Genomic DNA, 16,572 nt, shown 5'->3' with positions numbered 1-16,572 from the left:
ATGCCACTGATCATTGATGCCGGCATCGGCGCGCCCTCACAGGCAGCGCAGGCTATGGAGATGGGCTTCGATGCCATCCTGCTCAATACCGCCGTGGCGAAAGCGGGCGATCCGGTGGCGATGGCGCGCGCGTTCAGCCAGGCGATCGCCGCCGGGCAGGGCGCGCGCGAGGCCGGGCTGATGGAAAAGCGTGATATGGCCGTGGCCTCAACGCCGATCTTCGGCCTCGCTAACCTGAACTAAGGAGCATGCAATGGAACGCTATCAACGCCAGATGATGCTGCCGGAAATTGGCGTGGTCGGGCAGCAGAAACTAGCTCGCGCTCGCGTGCTGGTCGCCGGTGCCGGTGGCCTGGCTGCCACGCTGCTGCCTCAGCTGACGGGCGCGGGTATCGGTCAGCTGTGTGTATATGATGACGATCGGGTCGCGCTGCATAACCTGCATCGCCAGACGCTATTCACCCTGCAGGATGTGGGTCGCAGCAAAGCTGTGGCGGCGCAGCAGGCTTTGCAGCAGCGCAATCCTGAGGTGCAAATCGAAGCTATGCCCGAGGCGCTGAGCGCCAGCAATATCGCGCAGGCGCTGGCGGGGTGCGATCTGGTGATTGATGCCGCCGATAACTTCGCGGTGACTTACCAACTGTCGGATGCCTGTTTCCAGGCAGGCATACCGCTGATCAGCGCCTCGGTGCTGGGTCGTCAGGGCTATGCTGGCGGTTTTTGCGGCGGCGCGCCGAGTTATCGTGCGCTGTTTCCGCAGCTGCCCGCCTCCGCGGCTAACTGCAACACCGCCGGCGTGATGGGGCCAGCCGTGGCGGCGCTGGGGGCGATGCAGGCGCAGATGGCGCTCAGCGTACTGCTCGGCCTGCAACCCTCACCGCTCGGTTGCATGGTCAACTGTGACTTCGTCAGATGGCACTTTCGTTCGTTCCGCTTTGATGCGGCGCAGGAACCGGCCCAGCCCGGCGTGCCGTTTATTGATGCTCACCTGTTACAACCCGGAGACTGCATTGTGGAGCTGCGCAGCTGCGCAGAGGCGCCCGCCAGCGTGGCTGAACGGGTTGAGCGCGTGCTGCCGCACGAACTGGACGCCTGGCAGCCACCGGCGGATCGCCGCATCGTACTGGTCTGCGCCAGCGGCATCCGCGCGGCGCAGGCGGCCAGCGCGCTGGCGCAGCGCGGCTTTAATCAGCTGGCGATTCTGGCGGCGCGCCGGCCATGACGCAGGACATCCGCTTTGACCAGGTGAGCTTTGCCTGGGGCGAAAAACAGCTGTGCGATCGGCTCAATCTGCAACTGCGCGGCGGCAAAACCACGGTGTTGCTGGGCTGCAGCGGCATTGGTAAAAGCACGCTGCTGCGTCTGGTGGCCGGCTTAGTGCAGCCGCAGCAGGGCAGCCTGAGCGGTATTGCGCAGCACGTGGCATGGATGGGGCAGCAGGATCTGCTCTATCCGTGGCTGACGGTGCTGGAGAACGTGATGCTGACGGCGCGTCTGAGCGGTGCGAAGCCGGACCGCGTGCGGGCGCACCATTTGCTGGCGCAGGTGGGACTGGAAGACGAGGCGCAAGCCGCGCCCTCACAGCTCTCGGGTGGCATGCGGCAGCGGGTCGCGCTGGCGCGCACGCTGTATGCGCAGCGCGAGCTGGTGCTGATGGATGAGCCGTTCGCCACGCTGGATGTGATGACCAAACACCAGCTGCAAACGCTGACCGCGACGCTGCTGCGCGGCAAAACGGTGCTGCTGGTGACCCACGATCCGCTGGAAGCCTGCCGTATGGCCGATGACATTCTGCTGTTGCACGGCCAGCCGCTGCAGGTGACGCACTGGCCTGTGCCAGCAGGTACGGTGCCGCGGGCGCTCAATGATGCCGGACTGCTGCAGGCGCAGGCCGAGCTCTTTTCCCGACTGAATTCCTATGAAAAAACTGAGTAGTGCTGTCTACCTGATCGCGGTAGTGCTGGGCGTGTGGCTGCTGGCGCGGCACAACGGCGTTCCGGCATTTCTGCTGCCCGCGCCGCAATCGGTGCTGGAGGCTCTGTGGCAAAAGCGCCAACTGCTCGCGCATCACGCAATGTTCACGCTGGCAGAAATCGTGCTGGCGCTGCTGCTGGGCGTCGGCAGCGGTGTGGTACTGGCGGTGCTGATGGCCTCCAGCCCGCTACTGCGGCGGGTGTTGTTTCCGCTGGTGACGGCCAGCCAGACCATCCCGGTCTTTGCGCTGGCGCCGCTACTGGTGCTGTGGCTGGGGTTTGGCATCGCGTCAAAAGTGGTGGTGGCGGCGCTGATTTTGTTTTTCCCGCTGTGCCTGTCGCTGTTCGATGGCTTGTGTCGTACGCCTGCCGGCTGGCTGGAGCTGGCGCAAACGCTGTATCCCTCGCGCTGGCGCATTTTCTGGTGCGTGCGCTGGCCGGCCGCGCTGCCGCAGTTTTTCGCCGGCCTGCAGATGGCGGTGGTGCTGGCACCGATTGGGGTGGTGATCGGCGAGTGGGTCGGTGCCAGCGAAGGGCTGGGCTACCTGATGATGCAATCCAACGCGCGGCTGGAAACGGCAACCAGTTTTGCCGCGCTGCTGCTGTTAATGAGCCTGGCGCTGCTGCTCTCAGCGGCGGTGGCGCTGGTGCGTAAAAAATTTCTCTGGCAATCATATTAAGGATCTTGAGTGAAAATGTTGCGTCGTACTATTACCGTGCTCTTGCTGCTGGTCACCGTTAACGCACAGGCGGCAGAAAAAGTGCGTTTGCTGCTCGACTGGTTCATAAATCCTAACCACGCGGCGATCTTTGCCGCTCAGTACAGCGGGGCGTTTAAACAGCAGGGGCTGGATGTCGACATGATCGCACCGGCGGATTCCGCGTCGGTACCGCTGTTGCTGGCGGCAGGCAAAGCGGATCTGGCGATTAGCTATCAGCCTCAGCTCTATACGCTGGTGGACAAGCAGGTGCCGGTGATCCGGGTTGGTACGCTGATTAACCAGCCGCTGAACACCCTGACAGCGGTATCGGGCGATATTCACAGTATTAAAGACTTCGCCGGTAAATCGATTGGCTATGCGATTCCCGGCGCGGAAGATGTGGCTATCCGCAACATGCTGAAATCGCAGGGCGTCGACGTTAACAGCGTGAAACTGGTCAATCTGAATATGGACGCCGTCTCCGCGCTGCTGACGCATAAAATTGACGGCGCGCTGACCATTTTCCGTAACTACGAGCTGCTGGATTTGCAGGACAAAGGCGCAAAGCCGGTGTCGTTTAAACCGGAAGATTACGGCGTGCCGGCCTACGATGAGTTGATCATTCTGGCCAACAGCAACACAGCGGCAAACGATCCTCGCATCCCGGCATTTCTGCGTGGGCTGGATGCGGGCATCGCCTGGCTGCGCGCTCACCCGCAACAGGCGTGGCAGGCGTTCATTAAGCGTTACCCTGAACTGGATACGCCGCTCAATCATCAGGCCTGGCAGGCGACGCTGCCTTATTTTGCAACGCACAGTGCGGAATTCAATCAGGCGCGTTATCAGGCATTTGGTGAATATATGAAAGCCAACGGGCTGATCACCACCGTGGCGCCGCTGGCGCGCTATTCACTGTAATCCATCCGCTTGCGCCGTTTTCCCGGGCCGGGAGAACGGCGCGCGTTGACATTGTGTGCGGCCGGGGGACAAACGAAGACCCGCATCCCCGGTTTTCGGAAAATACTGGATTTCTGTGACTGTTATCACTGCGCGGGTAACGCTAAAATAAATACTTCTCATTTAGCAGAAGGTTTTTCGTCACGATGTTTTCGCGTTTCACACTGGCCACGTTAACGGCCACACTCCTGCTCACCGGCTGCGCGCGTCATGCTGCCAGCGACAGCAGCGCTGATGCTGCCGCCGCAGAAGCCCCGGCTACTGCTTCCGCTCCGGTCGAAAACAACGACAGCGCTTCGCCGTTTGCCAGCGGACCGACCGTTATCAATGTCTCCCATCTGGTGACGCGCACCGACGATGGCTCATCCGTGTACGTGACGGTGGATGGGCAGGAAGCCGGACTGCTGCAAAAGGGCGAGAGTAAAGAGCTCCGCGTTCCGGCCGGTAAACACCAGATTGGCGGCTACGTGCAAACACTGTTTGGTTTTGGCAAAGTGACCATTCCTGCGGTCGATGTCACCACAGACACCAATGGCCCGAAAAACGTGGTCTACTCCGTTACGCGGCAAAAACCGCAGTTCAGCGAAAGCGCTGCCACGCCAAACAACTCCTGATTGACTGCGGTGCGGGCCAGGTGTCGGCACCGTTGATCGAAGTCTGGGGCAGGGCGTAATACGCTCTGCCTGAACGGTCAGATAATTAAGTCAACATGCTGGCCACCCGGCATCTTTACACCCAGCGTCAGCTCTCCACCCAGCGCCTCAATGTAGCGCTTCAGCGTGGAAATTTTTAACTCTGCACCACGCGCTTCCATCGCCGCCACAGATGACTGGGCAATGTGCATGGCCTGCGCTTGCTGACGCTGAGTCCGCTGCATCTGCTCACGTAATTGATAAAGCTGGTATTCCAGACGCATCTGGCTGACGCGTTCATCGACCTGATGTTGCTGTTCGGGCGTCAGCGCCGCCAGCATCTCATCCAAGGTTTTCATTATGAGTTTCCCCGATTGCGTTCAGATGATGATGGTATTCGGTTTCGGCAATGTGAAGCATCTGCTGATAGAAACGCTTCTGATTTTTACCCTGTTTGTTGCCGGCACACAGCACAATTGCATGGCGGCGCGGATCGAAAACAAAAAAGCTGCGGATAGGACGACCTTTACTTTGCACGCGAAGCTCTTTCATATTGGGCACCCGCGATAACATCAGGGTATCAACGAAAGGGCGGCCGAGGTGCGGACCGTCCTGCGCCAGAAGCTTCAGGGCGGCAAGTACGTCGAGACGCAACGCTTCATCCTGAGCCTGCAACCATTTCCAAAACCGATCTGTTGCTTCAACCTGCCACACGATGCCATCCTTGATAGTCTGTAGTCTATTTTATCGTCTGCAGTCTATCAAGGCTCACGGATTAAAAAATCCGTGACGGGGAATTTATCTCATCTTTCGAATCTGGCTCGCAAAAACAGCGGTAAAGCGCAGCGCAATAAGCCATCAGTGCATCAACGCATAGACGACATCAATGGCGTTGATGACCAGGAAGAACAGGATAATGTGGGTGAGAGCATTAACGGACATCGCTTTGGGTTGAGACATCATCAGTCCTGAATAATTAACGTGAATACAGTGAAGTAACGTTAAATATTACCTGTTAAGAATAAGATTACTATGCTGTGCCACGGTTATCAGAGGTGCCGGACGGCTGCGTTTTCATGCGCGGGTTCAGAAGGCGCAGCATTTCATCCGCTTGCGGCCGCGCGTCCTTAATTTTAAAGATAAATCGCAGAGGCATTCGCCTGATGGCTGGCCCGGATTGCGTGGCTGATGGCGTCGAGGCGCAGCGGTGAGATTAAATTGCCGGTAAGATTTGCGCTGTCAGAGTGCGTAAATGTTCACGCAGTAATTGATGTAAAGCGCGAATCGCCGGCGAAAATTGTTTGCGATGCGGGCAGATTAAATGCAGCGGCGTGCTTTCGCCTGGCAGCTGCGGCAGCACCCGTTCCAGCCGGCCGTGTCTGATATCGTTGCAGACATCAAGCCAGGATTTATAAGCAATCCCCATTCCGGCAATCGCCCAGCGGCGCGCCACTTCAGCGTCGTCGCACAGCAGCCGGCTTTTCACCGTGATTTGCCGCCGCATCCCTTCCTGCGGAAAGGTCCATTTATCATACACGTGGCCGCCCATGACAAACGGCAGACAGTGATGCTGTGCCAGATCCTCGAGTTTTTCCGGACGGCCATGTCGATCGAGATAATCGGGTGCGGCGACCATCACACGGCGGTTTTCTTCCGCCAGCGGTAGCGCGACATAGCTGCTGTCCTCCAGCTTACCGTAGCGAATAGCGATATCCACCGGATCGCGGAACACGTCACTCACCTGATCGGAAAACGAGAGACGCAGCCCGAGCGCCGGATGCGCCCGGCAAAATTCTGTCAGCAGCGGCAGAATAATATGGCGGCCGATATCAGACGGCAGAGCGATTTTCAGCTCGCCGCTCAGGGCATCGTCGTGGCTTTGCAGGCTTTCTGCACCGGCGTGCATTAGCGCCAGCATCTCCTGCGCGAACGGCAGATACTTTTCGCCTTCCGCCGTTAAACGCAGGCTGCGCGTCGATCGCGCAAACAGGCGGCGATCGAGATCGCGCTCCAGCCGCTGAATGGCGGCGCTGACCTGACCGGGCAGCAGGTTGGCTTCGCGCGCTGCGCGGGAAAAGCTGCCCAGCGCGGCAGAGCGCACAAACAGGGTGACATCTTCTAAACGAATCATCGACGTTCTCGCCATTATCGGGATTTTCACTCTACGAGTGAAAGTGTTGTCCTGCAACAGGCATTTTTCCCGGTGCGATGTCTGGCTATGCTGCTGTCAACACCCTGAAAATATTCACTCACCTGGAGCCTGTTGCATGAAAGCGATTGTTTATAGCCAAAACGGTTTACCGATTTCAGATGAAAATGCGTTATATGAACTGGACGTGGCGAAACCGCAGCCAGGCGCACGCGATCTGCTGGTAAAAATCAGTGCGATTGCGGTTAACCCGGTTGATACCAAAGTGCGCGCTGGCGCTCCGACAGACACGCCGCGCATTCTCGGCTGGGATGCGGTGGGCGTGGTCGAGGCGGTGGGCAGCGATGTCACACTGTTTCAGCCCGGCGATGAAGTTTACTACGCCGGCGACATCACACGCGCTGGCAGCTATGCCGAGTACGGACTGGTGGATGAACGCATCGCCGGACTCAAGCCGCGCACGCTGAGCGACGCCGATGCCGCCGCGCTGCCGCTGACATCACTCACCGCGTGGGAACTGCTGTTTGATCGCCTGGAAATTGATGCTGCCGACGAAGGCACATTGCTGATCATCGGCGCGGGCGGCGGCGTGGGTTCGATGCTGACGCAGCTGGCGCGCAAACTGACCCGACTGACGGTCATTGGTACCGCCTCTCGCCCGGAAACCGCCGACTGGGTGCGCTCGCTGGGTGCCCATCATGTTATCGATCACCAGCGTCCGCTGGGTGATCAGCTGGCAGCGATTGGCCATAAAGAGGTGCGCTACGTGGCCTCACTGACCCATACCGACAGCTACTATCCGCAGTTGATCGATGTGCTGGCTCCGCAGGGCAAACTGGCGCTGATTGACGATCCGGAAACCCTGGATGCGGTGCCGCTGAAGCGCAAAGCCATCTCGCTGCACTGGGAACTGATGTTTACCCGCTCGCTGTTCCATACCGCCGATATGCAGCGCCAGCATCAGATTCTGCAGCAGGTGAGTCAGCTGATTGACGATCAAACCCTGCAGACCACCGCTGGCGAGCATCACGGCAGCATCAGCGCGGCCAACCTGCGTAAAGCGCATGCGTTGATTGAGAGCGGTCGCGCACGCGGCAAGATTGTCCTCAGCGGCTTTTAAGTCATTAAAACACGTAAGGTTAACCGTCCGTCAGCCCGGGCGGTTATGGTAGCGACTTTGCTATTTATCTGCGCTCCGGCGCAATCTTCAATCAGGAGACTCTCATGACCCTTAATGATGCGGTTGCCCGCCGTCACACCGTAAAAGCTTTCTCTGCGGGCAAAACGCTGCCGCAGCAGGAGATCGACACGCTGCTTAACCTGCTGCGCAACAGCCCGTCATCGGTTAACTCGCAGCCGTGGCACTTTGTTGTCGCGTCGACTGCGGAAGGGCGGGAAAAGATGGCGCAATCCACCAGTGGCGCGTTCATTTACAACAATCCTAAAGTGCTGAACGCCTCACACGTGATTGCGCTGTGCATGCGCACCGATCTGGATGAAGCGCACCTGCAAAACGTGCTGGCGCAGGAAGAGAAAGACGGGCGTTTTGCCAAACCCGAAGCCAAAGCCGGGCAGGATAAGAGCCGCCGCAGCTACGTGGATATGCACCGTTATGAGCTGCGCGACGTGCCGCAGTGGATGGAGAAACAGGTCTATCTGGCGCTGGGCGGACTGTTACTGGGCGCAGCGATGCTCGGCATTGATGCCACCCCGATGGAAGGCTTTGATGCGCGCGCACTTGACCAGGCGCTGGGCCTGCGAGAACAGGGCTTTACCAGCGTGGTGCTGGTTTCGCTTGGCTATCGCAGTGAGGAAGATTTCAACGCCACGCTGCCGAAATCGCGTCTGCCGCAGGACGAAATCTTTACCTTTATCTAAGGGACTTAACCAGGTGCGCACCTGCGCACCTGCGCGCTCAACGTGGGAACCGCAGGCAGAAACGGGTGATGCCGTGTTCGCTGCTCACCGTGCAACTGCCCTGATGCAGTTGCATGATCCCGCGCACGATCGACAGACCCAGTCCGCTACCGCCCTGCTGGCGTGACGCATCGGCGCGCCAGAAGCGGTCAAACAGGCGTGCCTGCTGCGCCTGACTTAGCGTCGGCCCCTGATTTTCCACCACCAAAAGCATGGCGTCTGGCTGCATCATGCTGGAGACGTGAATGGTGCCGTCGCGCGTGCCGTAATGCAGCGCGTTAGCGATCAGATTAGCCAGCGCACGCTGTAACAACTGCGGATCGGCGTGCAACTCGCCGTGAAGCGAGATGACAAGCTGCATGCCATGCTCTTCCGCCATGCCCTCAAAATAGTCACTCAACCGCTCACCCAGCGGTGTCAGATCGATACGTTGTCTGTCCAGCGCCTGGCTGGCGTCTGCGGCTTTGGCGAGAAACAGCATGTTATCAATCATCTTCGCCAGCCGCTCCAGCTCGGCATAATTGGAACCCAGCAGCGTTTGATACTCATTGACGCTGCGCGGCTGGTTCAGCGCCACTTCCGTCTGGCCAAGCAGCGTGCCAATCGGCGTGCGCAGATCGTGTGCCATGTCCGCTGAGACCTGGCTAAGTTGCTGATAACCTTGCTCCAGCCGGCTCAGCATCTGGTTGAGCGCCGCCAGCAGCGGTTGCAGCTCGCCTGGCGCGCTGGTCAGTTCAATGCGATGCGACAGCCGCCGCACGTCGATCACCCCAGCTTCCGCCGCCAGCCGGCGCAGCGGCGTCAGACCGCGGCGCACCAGCAGCACACTGATCGCGGCGACCAGCAGCGCCGCCAGCGCGGTGCACAGGATAATCTGGTGGCGATAGCCGGTGAGGGTTTGCGTGCGGTCGCTCATCAGGCGACCGGTGATGATTTCGATCTGGCCGCTGCCATCGCGCGTTGGCGTTAACGCGGCGGCGGCAATAAACGGTGTGCCGTCCGCCGCCTTCTGGTGATGGACCGATTGCAGGGTTAACGGCTGATCGGCGGCGACCGGCGTAATGGCTGGCACCGGACGCCCGCCGGGGTTGATCACGATCAGCGGCGGCTGGCCGGGAAAGCGCAGCACCAGCAACGATTCGGTATTGCCCAGCATGTTGGCGAACAGCCGCGGCTTTTGCTGAATCAGCGTCAGCGCATCTTCATCGCGCAGCAGCGTGCGCATTTGATCGATGCGCGTCAGCAGGGCTGCGTCATCGCGCACGCCGATCTGCTTTGCCAGTGCGTGATACAGCGCCATGCCGCTGAGTGTAAAAATGACCACCACCGTAGCACTGAGCAGTAGCGAAAGGCGGACGGCGAGCGAGCGGGGTTTCATGTTTCAGCTTCGCAGCGATAACCGACACCGTGCACGGTATGAATTAATGGTCGGGTAAAAGGGCCGTCAATTTTCTGCCGCAGCCGTTTTACCGCCACATCCACTACGTTGGTGTCGCTGTCAAAATTCATATCCCAGACGCGCGACGCAATCACCGTGCGTGTCAGTACTTCGCCGGGATGCAGCAGAAACAGACGCAGCAGATTGAACTCTTTGTTGGTCAGGTCGATGCGCTGTCCGGCGCGCTCGACCCGGCGACGGGCAATATCCAGCTGCAGATCGGCCAGCGTCAGGATGTCGGGCAGCTTTTGCTGGCTACCGCGCCGCAATTGGGTGCGCACGCGCGCCAGCAGTTCGGCGAAGGAGAAGGGCTTGACCAGATAGTCATCGGCACCCAGCTCCAGCCCTTTGATGCGATCTTCCACCGTGCCTTTGGCGGTGAGGAAAATCACCGGCGTTTGCAATTGCTTATCCAGCTGCGCCATCACCTCCCAGCCATTGATGCCGGGCATCATCACATCCAGCAGAATCAGATCGTAATGGTGCTCCTGCGCATAAAACAGGCCATCCTGACCGTTTTCCGCCACGTCGACGATAAAACCGGCCTCGGTCAATCCTTTGCGCATGTAATCACGCGCCCCGGCTTCATCTTCTATCACCAAAATTTTCATGCGATCTCCCGGTAGTGGCGGCCGCTTGCTGATGGCGGGTAGTATAACGCGGGTTAGCATAGAAAACCGAGGCTGACAGCGGCATGAGCCCCTGATGACAAAATCATGACAGAGCGTTAAGTAAAACTTAATGGCGCGACAAATTTCGCTAAATCATTAACATATATAAGAATTTGCTCTGCATTTTTGCGCGCTTTTAATGGTGGCGTCAGCGGCATCGTGTTATTACAAGGTTAAAACCTGTGAGATAGCCTGCCGGAGAGCATCATGAAAAAGCCTTGGTCTTTTGCCTTACTGTTGTCACTCAGCGCCCTCAGCCAACTGGCTGCGGCGCAGCAGACGCTGCGTTTCGGCGTCGATCCCACTTTTCCACCGTTCGAATCCAAAGCCAGCGATGGCTCGCTGCAGGGTTTTGATATTGATCTGGGCAATGCCATCTGTGCGCAGGCCAAAGTGAAATGTCAGTGGGTGCAGATTGGCTTTGACGGCAGCATTCCGGCGCTGCAGGCGAAGAAATTTGACGCCATTCTGTCGGCGATGTCGATGACGGAGAAGCGCCGCGAGCAGGTGGCGTTCAGCGATATGCTGTATATCACGCCCAGCGCGCTGCTGACGCCTGCCAACAGCACGCTGACGGCGGACATCAGCACGCTGCGCGGGAAGAATATCGGCGTCGCGCAGGGCACCATTCAGGAAACCTACGCCAAAACGAAATGGGCTCCGCAGGGCGTCAACGTGGTCTCGTATCCGAATCAGATGGAGATCTATCCGGATCTGGTAGCGGGTCGACTCGATGCCAGCCTGGCGAATGCGGTTTCGGCCGAGCAGGGCTTTCTCAACACGCCGGAAGGCAAGGGTTATGTCAATAAAGCCACGCTGGTGGATAAAGCATTATTGGGGAACGGCGTAGGTATCGGGCTGCGTAAAGGCGATACGGCCAATCTTACTTTAATCAACAATGCGCTGGCTGCGCTGCACAGCAACGGCACTTACGACCGGCTGGCGCAGAAGTACTTTAAAGTTAAGGTTTATCCCTAATCGCAGGGCGATTTGCCTTCATTACGCACAGGAAAATCATGTCTTTACTCCCTGATTATACCCATCAGCGGGCGCGATTCCTGGCCGCCGTCACGCGCCAGCACGGCGCGCTGACTGCCTATCGCCATCCGCTGACCGCGCCCGACGGGGCCGCGCTGTACACCGACGTTGCGGTGATCGGCGATCCGGCGGCTCCCAAACGCATGCTGATTCTCTCCGGCACACACGGTGTGGAGGGCTATTACGGTTCAGACAGCCAGATCGCCTGGCTTGATAGCTTCGATGTCGCCGCGTTACCGCCCGACTGCGCCCTTGTGCTGGTCCATCTGCTGAATCCATGGGGCGCTGCGCATCTGCGGCGCGTCAATGAAGACAATATCGATCTCAACCGGAATTTCATCGATTTCAGCCAGCCCGCACCCGCTAATCCGCACTATGCGCTATGGCACGATCTGTATCAGGGCGACCGCGCACATGCCGATCGGCTGCTGGCGGAGACACTGCAGCAGTCAGGCTGGCCGGCGCTAAAACGGGTGGTGGAAGCGGGCCAATATCAGGCAGCAGATGGCCTGTTTTATGGCGGGCAGCAGCCGGCCTGGTCGCACCGCACGCTGCACGCCATCGTCGAACAGCACCTGCGTCAGGCGCAGGTCATCCTGAGTTTCGACCTGCACACCGGTGCCGGCGCGTGGGGCCATCCGATGCTGCTGGCGATTGCGGAGCAGCGCTATCCGGCGCATCACTGGGGCAAAAGCTTATACGATGAGTGGCTGACGCTGCTGTTCACCGGCAGCGGGCGCGACAGCGACACTGGCGTCACGGCGACCGCCACCGGCTATGTCTCGCAGTTTCTGCTGACCTCGCTGCCTGACACGCAGCTGCTGCCATTGGTGGTGGAGTGTGGCACTTATCCGGGCGAAGAGATGCACCGCCGGGTGCGCGACGATCACTGGCTGCATCTGCAGGACGATCCGGCAAGCCACACCGGACGCGCGCTGAAGCAGCAGCTGGTGGAGGGGTTCTGGCCCGCCGATGAGGACTGGCGCGCCTTAACTGCGTTTCGTACCCAACAAATTTTCCTGCGCGGCTGGCGCGGGCTGGTGGCTTACAACCGGCCGTAAAAGGTCATGCGCGCGGTTTCGGACAGTGCGATACCGGGCTGGGTGTTGTAGGCCAGCACCGCCAGCATGCGCGTAACATCACCTTCGGTGGGTGTCACGCGGTGCAGCGAATTGCGGCCGCGAAACAGCACCAGATCGCCGGCATCGATCTCCAGCGCCTCAACCGGCTGGCGCTGATCGAGCACGGCGGCGACGCCGTCGTAGTTCATCTCGCCGGCATCCGCATCGCGCAAATCTTTCACATACTCGAATACACCGCCGCCGCGCGGTTTTTGCACCAGCAGCGTGATGGCGAAAGAGGAGTTGTCAAAATGCCAGCCGAGTTCCTGACCGTCAGGTGCGTAATGCAGATTGATGGACGACAGCGGGTCGGCATACGGATACAGCGCGTCTTCGTCCAGCACATCACACAGAAAGCGTTTAAACAGTTCGTCATTGTACAGCTGACGCAGCGGCGATTCCGCTGCAATCACATCGTCGGTGATGCAGCCTTTAGTGCTGATCACGTCACGATTGCGCGGATGATCGGCACGGTACGCCTCGTCCGGCTTCAGCAGATAGACGTTGTGCTTGCTGACGGTGTGGTAAGCCAGATGGCGCTGGGCCAGTCCGTCAGCCACGATCGCCTGCAGCGCAGCCGGTTGCAAAAACTGACGCAGCACCAGCGCGCCGTGTTGCTCCAGCTGCTGGCGACAGTGCCGACGCCAGTCGGCGTCGGCCAGTGGGTGCAAATCAAATCGAATCAAAGCAGACATCGCGGTGGTTCTCTGAGTTGGCAGGTGTAGAGACTGTAACGGCCTGATATGTTGATGCCTAACGATAAATATTTAACGCCTTGCTAAGGAAACCTTAATGCCTGCACCCGCGTCGCGTTTGCCGAAAATCAGCGTGATTCAGTCGTTCAAAGTGGCGGCGGAACTTGGTAGCCTGGCGAAAGCCGCCGCGCAGCTGGCGCTGACGCCGGCTGCCGTCAGCCAGCAAATTCGTCAGCTGGAAGCGCAGCTGGGCAGCGCACTGTTTGTGCGTACCCAGAGCGGCGTGATGCTGACGGAAACCGGCAAAGAGTATCTGCGCTACGTCAGTGAAGCGTTCGACATTCTGCATCTGGGGCAGCAAAATTTGCGCCATGCGGCCAGCATGCCAAAGCTGACGCTCTATTCACTGCCGGCGCTGGCGTCGAAATGGCTGCTGCCGAATATCACCGCCTGGCGGGCTCACTGCCCGGACTGCGATCTCAGCCTGCACGGCACTCATGCGCCGGTGGATTTCAGCGCCACACCGGCAGATTTTGTCATCTGCTTTGGTGAGGATCGCTACCCGCAACTCGACAAGCAACGGCTGTTCTGTGACGAGGTGCTGCCGGTCGCCAGTCCGGCGCTGATACAGCTTTACCCGGGCGAATCGTTGCTCAGCCAGGCGCCGTTGATCCATCTGGACTGGGGCAATGAAGGCCGCTTTCTGCCCGACTGGCGCAGCTGGTTTCAGGCCAAAGGCAGCATGGAGCCGGCGGTCCAGCCGGCATTCAGTTTTAATCTCACCTCCCTGGCCATAGACGCGGCGGTAGCCGGGGCCGGTGTGCTGCTGGGGCAGCGTCGCCTGATTGCCGGCGAACTGGCGCGCGGCGCGCTCCAGGTGGTGGATCCGCTCAGCCTGCCGCTGAGCAAACCCTATTTCCTCGCCTGGCCACAGCGCTCCCGCAGTCAGCCCGGCAGCGAGGCGCTGATTCAGTGGCTGACGCAGCTGGCGAGTTAACAAACTGTTAACTGCCGCAGCGTTCTGCGACAGGGATTGCCCTATGCTAATGCGCTTTGTGCGCAGTTGCGAAGAAAGGGAGTTCAGGCACGATGATCGAGTCCTCATTCTGGCTGACCACGCTGGTGGTCAGCATCACAATTTTGCTGTGGGCGCTGGCGCGGTTGCCGGAATATCTTACCGCGCTGCTGTTTTTTGCGGCGGCGATGCTGCTGTCGATAGCGCCAGCCAGCAGCGTGTTCAGCGGTTTTGCCTCCTCAGCCTTCTGGCTGGTGCTGAGCGGTTTTGTGCTGGGCGCGGCGATCCGCAAAGTGGGCCTTGCCCAACGCTGGGCCAACTGGCTGGTGGTGCCGTTCAGCCAGAGCTGGCCGCGGATGGTGGCGGGCACGGTGCTGCTGAGTTATCTGCTGGCGCTGGTGATGCCGTCGAACATGGGACGTATCGCGCTGCTGATGCCGGTGGTGCTGGCGCTGGGCGAGCGGGCCGGTATCCGGCCGGGCAGTCGCGGCAGCATTGGGCTGGCGCTGGCGGTGGGCTTCGGCACCTTTCAACTCTCTGCCAGTATTCTGCCCGCCAACGTACCAAACCTGGTGCTGAGCGGCGCGGCGGAAAGCGCGTACCAGCTGCATTTGCAATGGCTGCCGTGGTGGCTGCTGCACATGCCGGTGGTGGGGCTGGGCAAAGGTATTCTGCTGGTTGCCTGCATTACGCTGCTGTTCCGCGCTCAGCCGCAGCCGGTGGCAACGCGGGAAGCATTGCCGGCGCTAAGCGGGCGCGAATGGCGGCTGATTGGCCTACTTGCCATCACGTTACTGTTGTGGATGACCGACAGCCTGCACGGCTTATCTGCTGCGTGGGTCGGGCTGGCCGCGGCTTGTCTGTGTTTGTTACCGCGCGTGGGCTTTCTTTCGGGTGACGATTTTGCCAGCGGCGTCAATTTCCGCACCTGCATCTACATCGCCGGCATTCTCGGCGTCGCCACGGTGGTGGTGGACTCTGGCCTGGGGCGGCTCATCGCCAATGCACTGCTTCACCTGCTGCCGCTGCATGACTCGCCGTCATTCAGTAATTTTGCCGTGCTCAATGCGCTGGTGACGCTGCTGAATTTTGTGCTCACCGCCAACGGCGTGCCGGCGATGGTTACGCCGATGGCGCAGGAGCTGGCTGCCGCTTCGGGCTTTCCGCTACTGAGCGTGGTGATGTTGCAGGTTTTTGCGTACGCCACACCGCTGCTGCCATATCAGGCGTCGCCCATCGTGGTGGCAATGGGGCTGGGGAATGTGCCTGCCAGAGCCGGTTTGCAGCTGTGCCTGCTGGTGTTTGTGCTGAGCGCGCTGCTGCTGTTACCGCTGGATTATCTGTGGTTCCGGCTGCTAGGCTATGCCTGATACGCCGTCAGAGGTCACGAATTCGCTATGTCAGCTACTAACGATTGGGTAGATTTCCGTCGCGATGAGGAGACGGGCATCGAAAGTGTTAACGCGCACTTCTGCGGCCACGCTTACGATCCGCATGACCACGACGAATTGCTGGTCGGCGTGACGCAGCAGGGGCTGCAGCGCTTTAACTGTCACCGCGCACTGCACACCAGCACGCCGGGCCGCGCTATTCTGATTGAGCCGGGCGCGGTACACGATGGCCACGCGCCCGATGCCGCCGGTTTTACCTATGTGATGCTTTATCTGCCGCAACCCTGGGTGGCGGAGATGATGCAGCGCCGCGGGCTGGGCGATGTGGCGAATATTCAGGGGGCATTTCGCTCCACGCTCACCGATGATGCGCAGCTGGCCTCTGCGATTCAGCAGGCATGGTTTGCGGTGCATCAGCGGGAAGGGCGGCTGGCGCGCGATCAGAGCCTGGATCATCTGCTCACGCTGCTGTCCCGGCATCTGGAAAATAAACCCGGCGTGCAGCTCAGTGACGCCCAGCGGCAGATGCATCTGCTGCGTGATTATCTGCACGATTTTATGGCGCAGGATATCGGGCTGGACGATCTGTCGCGCCTGTCCGGCATCGATCGTTTCCGCCTGACGCGCCAGTTTAAGCAGGCGTTTGGCCAGTCGCCGCATGCCTATCTGGTGCGGCTGCGGCTGCGTAGCGCGCGTGCGCTGCTGGCACAGGGCGTTGAGCCAGTGCAGGTCGCAGCGCAGGTGGGCTTTGCCGACCAAAGCCATCTTGGCCGCTGGTTTCAGCGTGCTTATCGTCTCACGCCCGCCGCCTATCAGCGCCAGTGCACAAACGTTCTATACCGCTCTATGCCGGCTATCCGATGATGGGATTTTT

The 16,572-nt window shown here is 59.8% G+C and carries 17 protein-coding genes and 2 pseudogenes; 13 read left to right on the top strand and 6 right to left on the bottom strand.

The window, feature by feature from the left end; translation table 11 throughout:
- The 6 genes and pseudogenes from FT726_RS16975 to FT726_RS16950 all read left to right on the top strand — a co-directional run.
- Window positions 1-243, top strand: a pseudogene (locus FT726_RS16975) (thiazole synthase); the annotation flags it as partial.
- Between the two features lie 10 nt (window positions 244-253).
- Window positions 254-1,222, top strand: a complete 969-nt coding sequence (locus FT726_RS16970; protein WP_125310231.1) for a HesA/MoeB/ThiF family protein — start codon at window positions 254-256, stop codon at window positions 1,220-1,222.
- A gap of 77 nt (window positions 1,223-1,299) precedes the next feature.
- Window positions 1,300-1,935 (top strand): annotated as a pseudogene (locus FT726_RS16965) (ABC transporter ATP-binding protein); the annotation flags it as partial.
- Window positions 1,919-2,653 (top strand): ABC transporter permease, encoded by a 735-nt coding sequence (locus FT726_RS16960; RefSeq protein WP_125310233.1) that lies wholly within the window; start codon window positions 1,919-1,921, stop codon window positions 2,651-2,653. The pseudogene FT726_RS16965 and the gene FT726_RS16960, both read left to right, overlap by 17 nt.
- A gap of 15 nt (window positions 2,654-2,668) precedes the next feature.
- Window positions 2,669-3,592 (top strand): ABC transporter substrate-binding protein, encoded by a 924-nt coding sequence (locus FT726_RS16955; protein ID WP_104187788.1) that lies wholly within the window; start codon window positions 2,669-2,671, stop codon window positions 3,590-3,592.
- Window positions 3,593-3,777: 185 nt separating this feature from the next.
- Entirely contained in the window at window positions 3,778-4,245 is a 468-nt protein-coding gene (locus FT726_RS16950; RefSeq protein ID WP_058759022.1) for a hypothetical protein, read from the top strand.
- Window positions 4,246-4,322: 77 nt separating this feature from the next.
- Here the strand turns inward: FT726_RS16950 and FT726_RS16945 are convergent, their stop codons facing one another.
- The 3 genes from FT726_RS16945 to FT726_RS16935 form a co-directional block, all read right to left on the bottom strand.
- Complete coding sequence (locus tag FT726_RS16945; RefSeq protein ID WP_021508926.1) at window positions 4,323-4,622, bottom strand: helix-turn-helix domain-containing protein; 300 nt, start codon at window positions 4,620-4,622, stop codon at window positions 4,323-4,325.
- Window positions 4,606-4,977, bottom strand: a complete 372-nt coding sequence (locus tag FT726_RS16940; RefSeq protein WP_058781070.1) for a type II toxin-antitoxin system RelE/ParE family toxin — start codon at window positions 4,975-4,977, stop codon at window positions 4,606-4,608. Before FT726_RS16940 ends, FT726_RS16945 begins: the two co-directional genes overlap by 17 nt.
- Window positions 4,978-5,476: 499 nt before the next feature.
- Window positions 5,477-6,394, bottom strand: a complete 918-nt coding sequence (locus FT726_RS16935) for a LysR family transcriptional regulator (RefSeq protein WP_088517387.1) — start codon at window positions 6,392-6,394, stop codon at window positions 5,477-5,479.
- A 136-nt stretch (window positions 6,395-6,530) separates the two neighbouring features.
- Here FT726_RS16935 and FT726_RS16930 point away from each other — a divergent pair, with 136 nt between their 5' ends.
- Together FT726_RS16930 and nfsB are read left to right on the top strand one after the other, a co-directional pair.
- Complete coding sequence (locus FT726_RS16930) at window positions 6,531-7,532, top strand: zinc-binding alcohol dehydrogenase family protein (RefSeq protein ID WP_141495863.1); 1,002 nt, start codon at window positions 6,531-6,533, stop codon at window positions 7,530-7,532.
- 104 nt (window positions 7,533-7,636) lie between these two features.
- Window positions 7,637-8,290, top strand: a complete 654-nt coding sequence (gene nfsB / locus FT726_RS16925; protein WP_058770319.1) for an oxygen-insensitive NAD(P)H nitroreductase — start codon at window positions 7,637-7,639, stop codon at window positions 8,288-8,290.
- A 37-nt stretch (window positions 8,291-8,327) separates the two neighbouring features.
- Here nfsB and FT726_RS16920 read toward each other — a convergent pair whose 3' ends face one another.
- Together FT726_RS16920 and FT726_RS16915 are read right to left on the bottom strand one after the other, a co-directional pair.
- A complete protein-coding gene (locus FT726_RS16920) occupies window positions 8,328-9,707 on the bottom strand; it encodes a heavy metal sensor histidine kinase (protein ID WP_282995505.1) in 1,380 nt (459 codons plus the stop codon).
- The gene (locus FT726_RS16915) at window positions 9,704-10,378 is read right to left on the bottom strand and encodes a heavy metal response regulator transcription factor (RefSeq protein ID WP_282995504.1); all 675 of its coding nucleotides are present in this window, start codon (window positions 10,376-10,378) and stop codon (window positions 9,704-9,706) included. Before FT726_RS16915 ends, FT726_RS16920 begins: the two co-directional genes overlap by 4 nt.
- Before the next feature lie 267 nt (window positions 10,379-10,645).
- Here FT726_RS16915 and FT726_RS16910 point away from each other — a divergent pair, with 267 nt between their 5' ends.
- Complete coding sequence (locus FT726_RS16910; protein ID WP_238562145.1) at window positions 10,646-11,416, top strand: transporter substrate-binding domain-containing protein; 771 nt, start codon at window positions 10,646-10,648, stop codon at window positions 11,414-11,416.
- Between the two features lie 38 nt (window positions 11,417-11,454).
- Window positions 11,455-12,537, top strand: coding sequence for a DUF2817 domain-containing protein (locus tag FT726_RS16905; protein ID WP_346303124.1), 1,083 nt, complete (start codon window positions 11,455-11,457; stop codon window positions 12,535-12,537).
- Here FT726_RS16905 and FT726_RS16900 read toward each other — a convergent pair.
- The gene (locus FT726_RS16900) at window positions 12,522-13,292 is read right to left on the bottom strand and encodes a 2OG-Fe(II) oxygenase (RefSeq protein ID WP_088517383.1); all 771 of its coding nucleotides are present in this window, start codon (window positions 13,290-13,292) and stop codon (window positions 12,522-12,524) included. The genes FT726_RS16905 and FT726_RS16900 overlap by 16 nt on opposite strands.
- Window positions 13,293-13,389: 97 nt before the next feature.
- Here FT726_RS16900 and FT726_RS16895 point away from each other — a divergent pair, with 97 nt between their 5' ends.
- The 3 genes from FT726_RS16895 to FT726_RS16885 all read left to right on the top strand — a co-directional run bounded on the left by FT726_RS16895 (window position 13,390) and on the right by FT726_RS16885 (window position 16,562).
- Window positions 13,390-14,289: a LysR substrate-binding domain-containing protein gene (locus FT726_RS16895; protein WP_282995501.1), complete on the top strand. Its 900-nt coding sequence runs from the start codon at window positions 13,390-13,392 to the stop codon at window positions 14,287-14,289.
- 92 nt (window positions 14,290-14,381) lie between these two features.
- Window positions 14,382-15,677 carry an SLC13 family permease gene (locus FT726_RS16890; protein WP_346303123.1) on the top strand — a complete coding sequence of 432 codons (1,296 nt, stop codon included), beginning with the start codon at window positions 14,382-14,384 and terminating at the stop codon, window positions 15,675-15,677.
- Between the two features lie 27 nt (window positions 15,678-15,704).
- Entirely contained in the window at window positions 15,705-16,562 is an 858-nt protein-coding gene (locus tag FT726_RS16885) for an AraC family transcriptional regulator (protein WP_282954449.1), read from the top strand.
- Window positions 16,563-16,572 lie beyond the last annotated feature (10 nt).

It is taken from the genome of Pantoea sp. Morm, from assembly GCF_016643525.1.
GTDB classification, from domain to species: Bacteria; Pseudomonadota; Gammaproteobacteria; order Enterobacterales; family Enterobacteriaceae; genus Pantoea; species Pantoea dispersa.
This window is presented reverse-complemented; position numbering and strand designations above follow the sequence as displayed.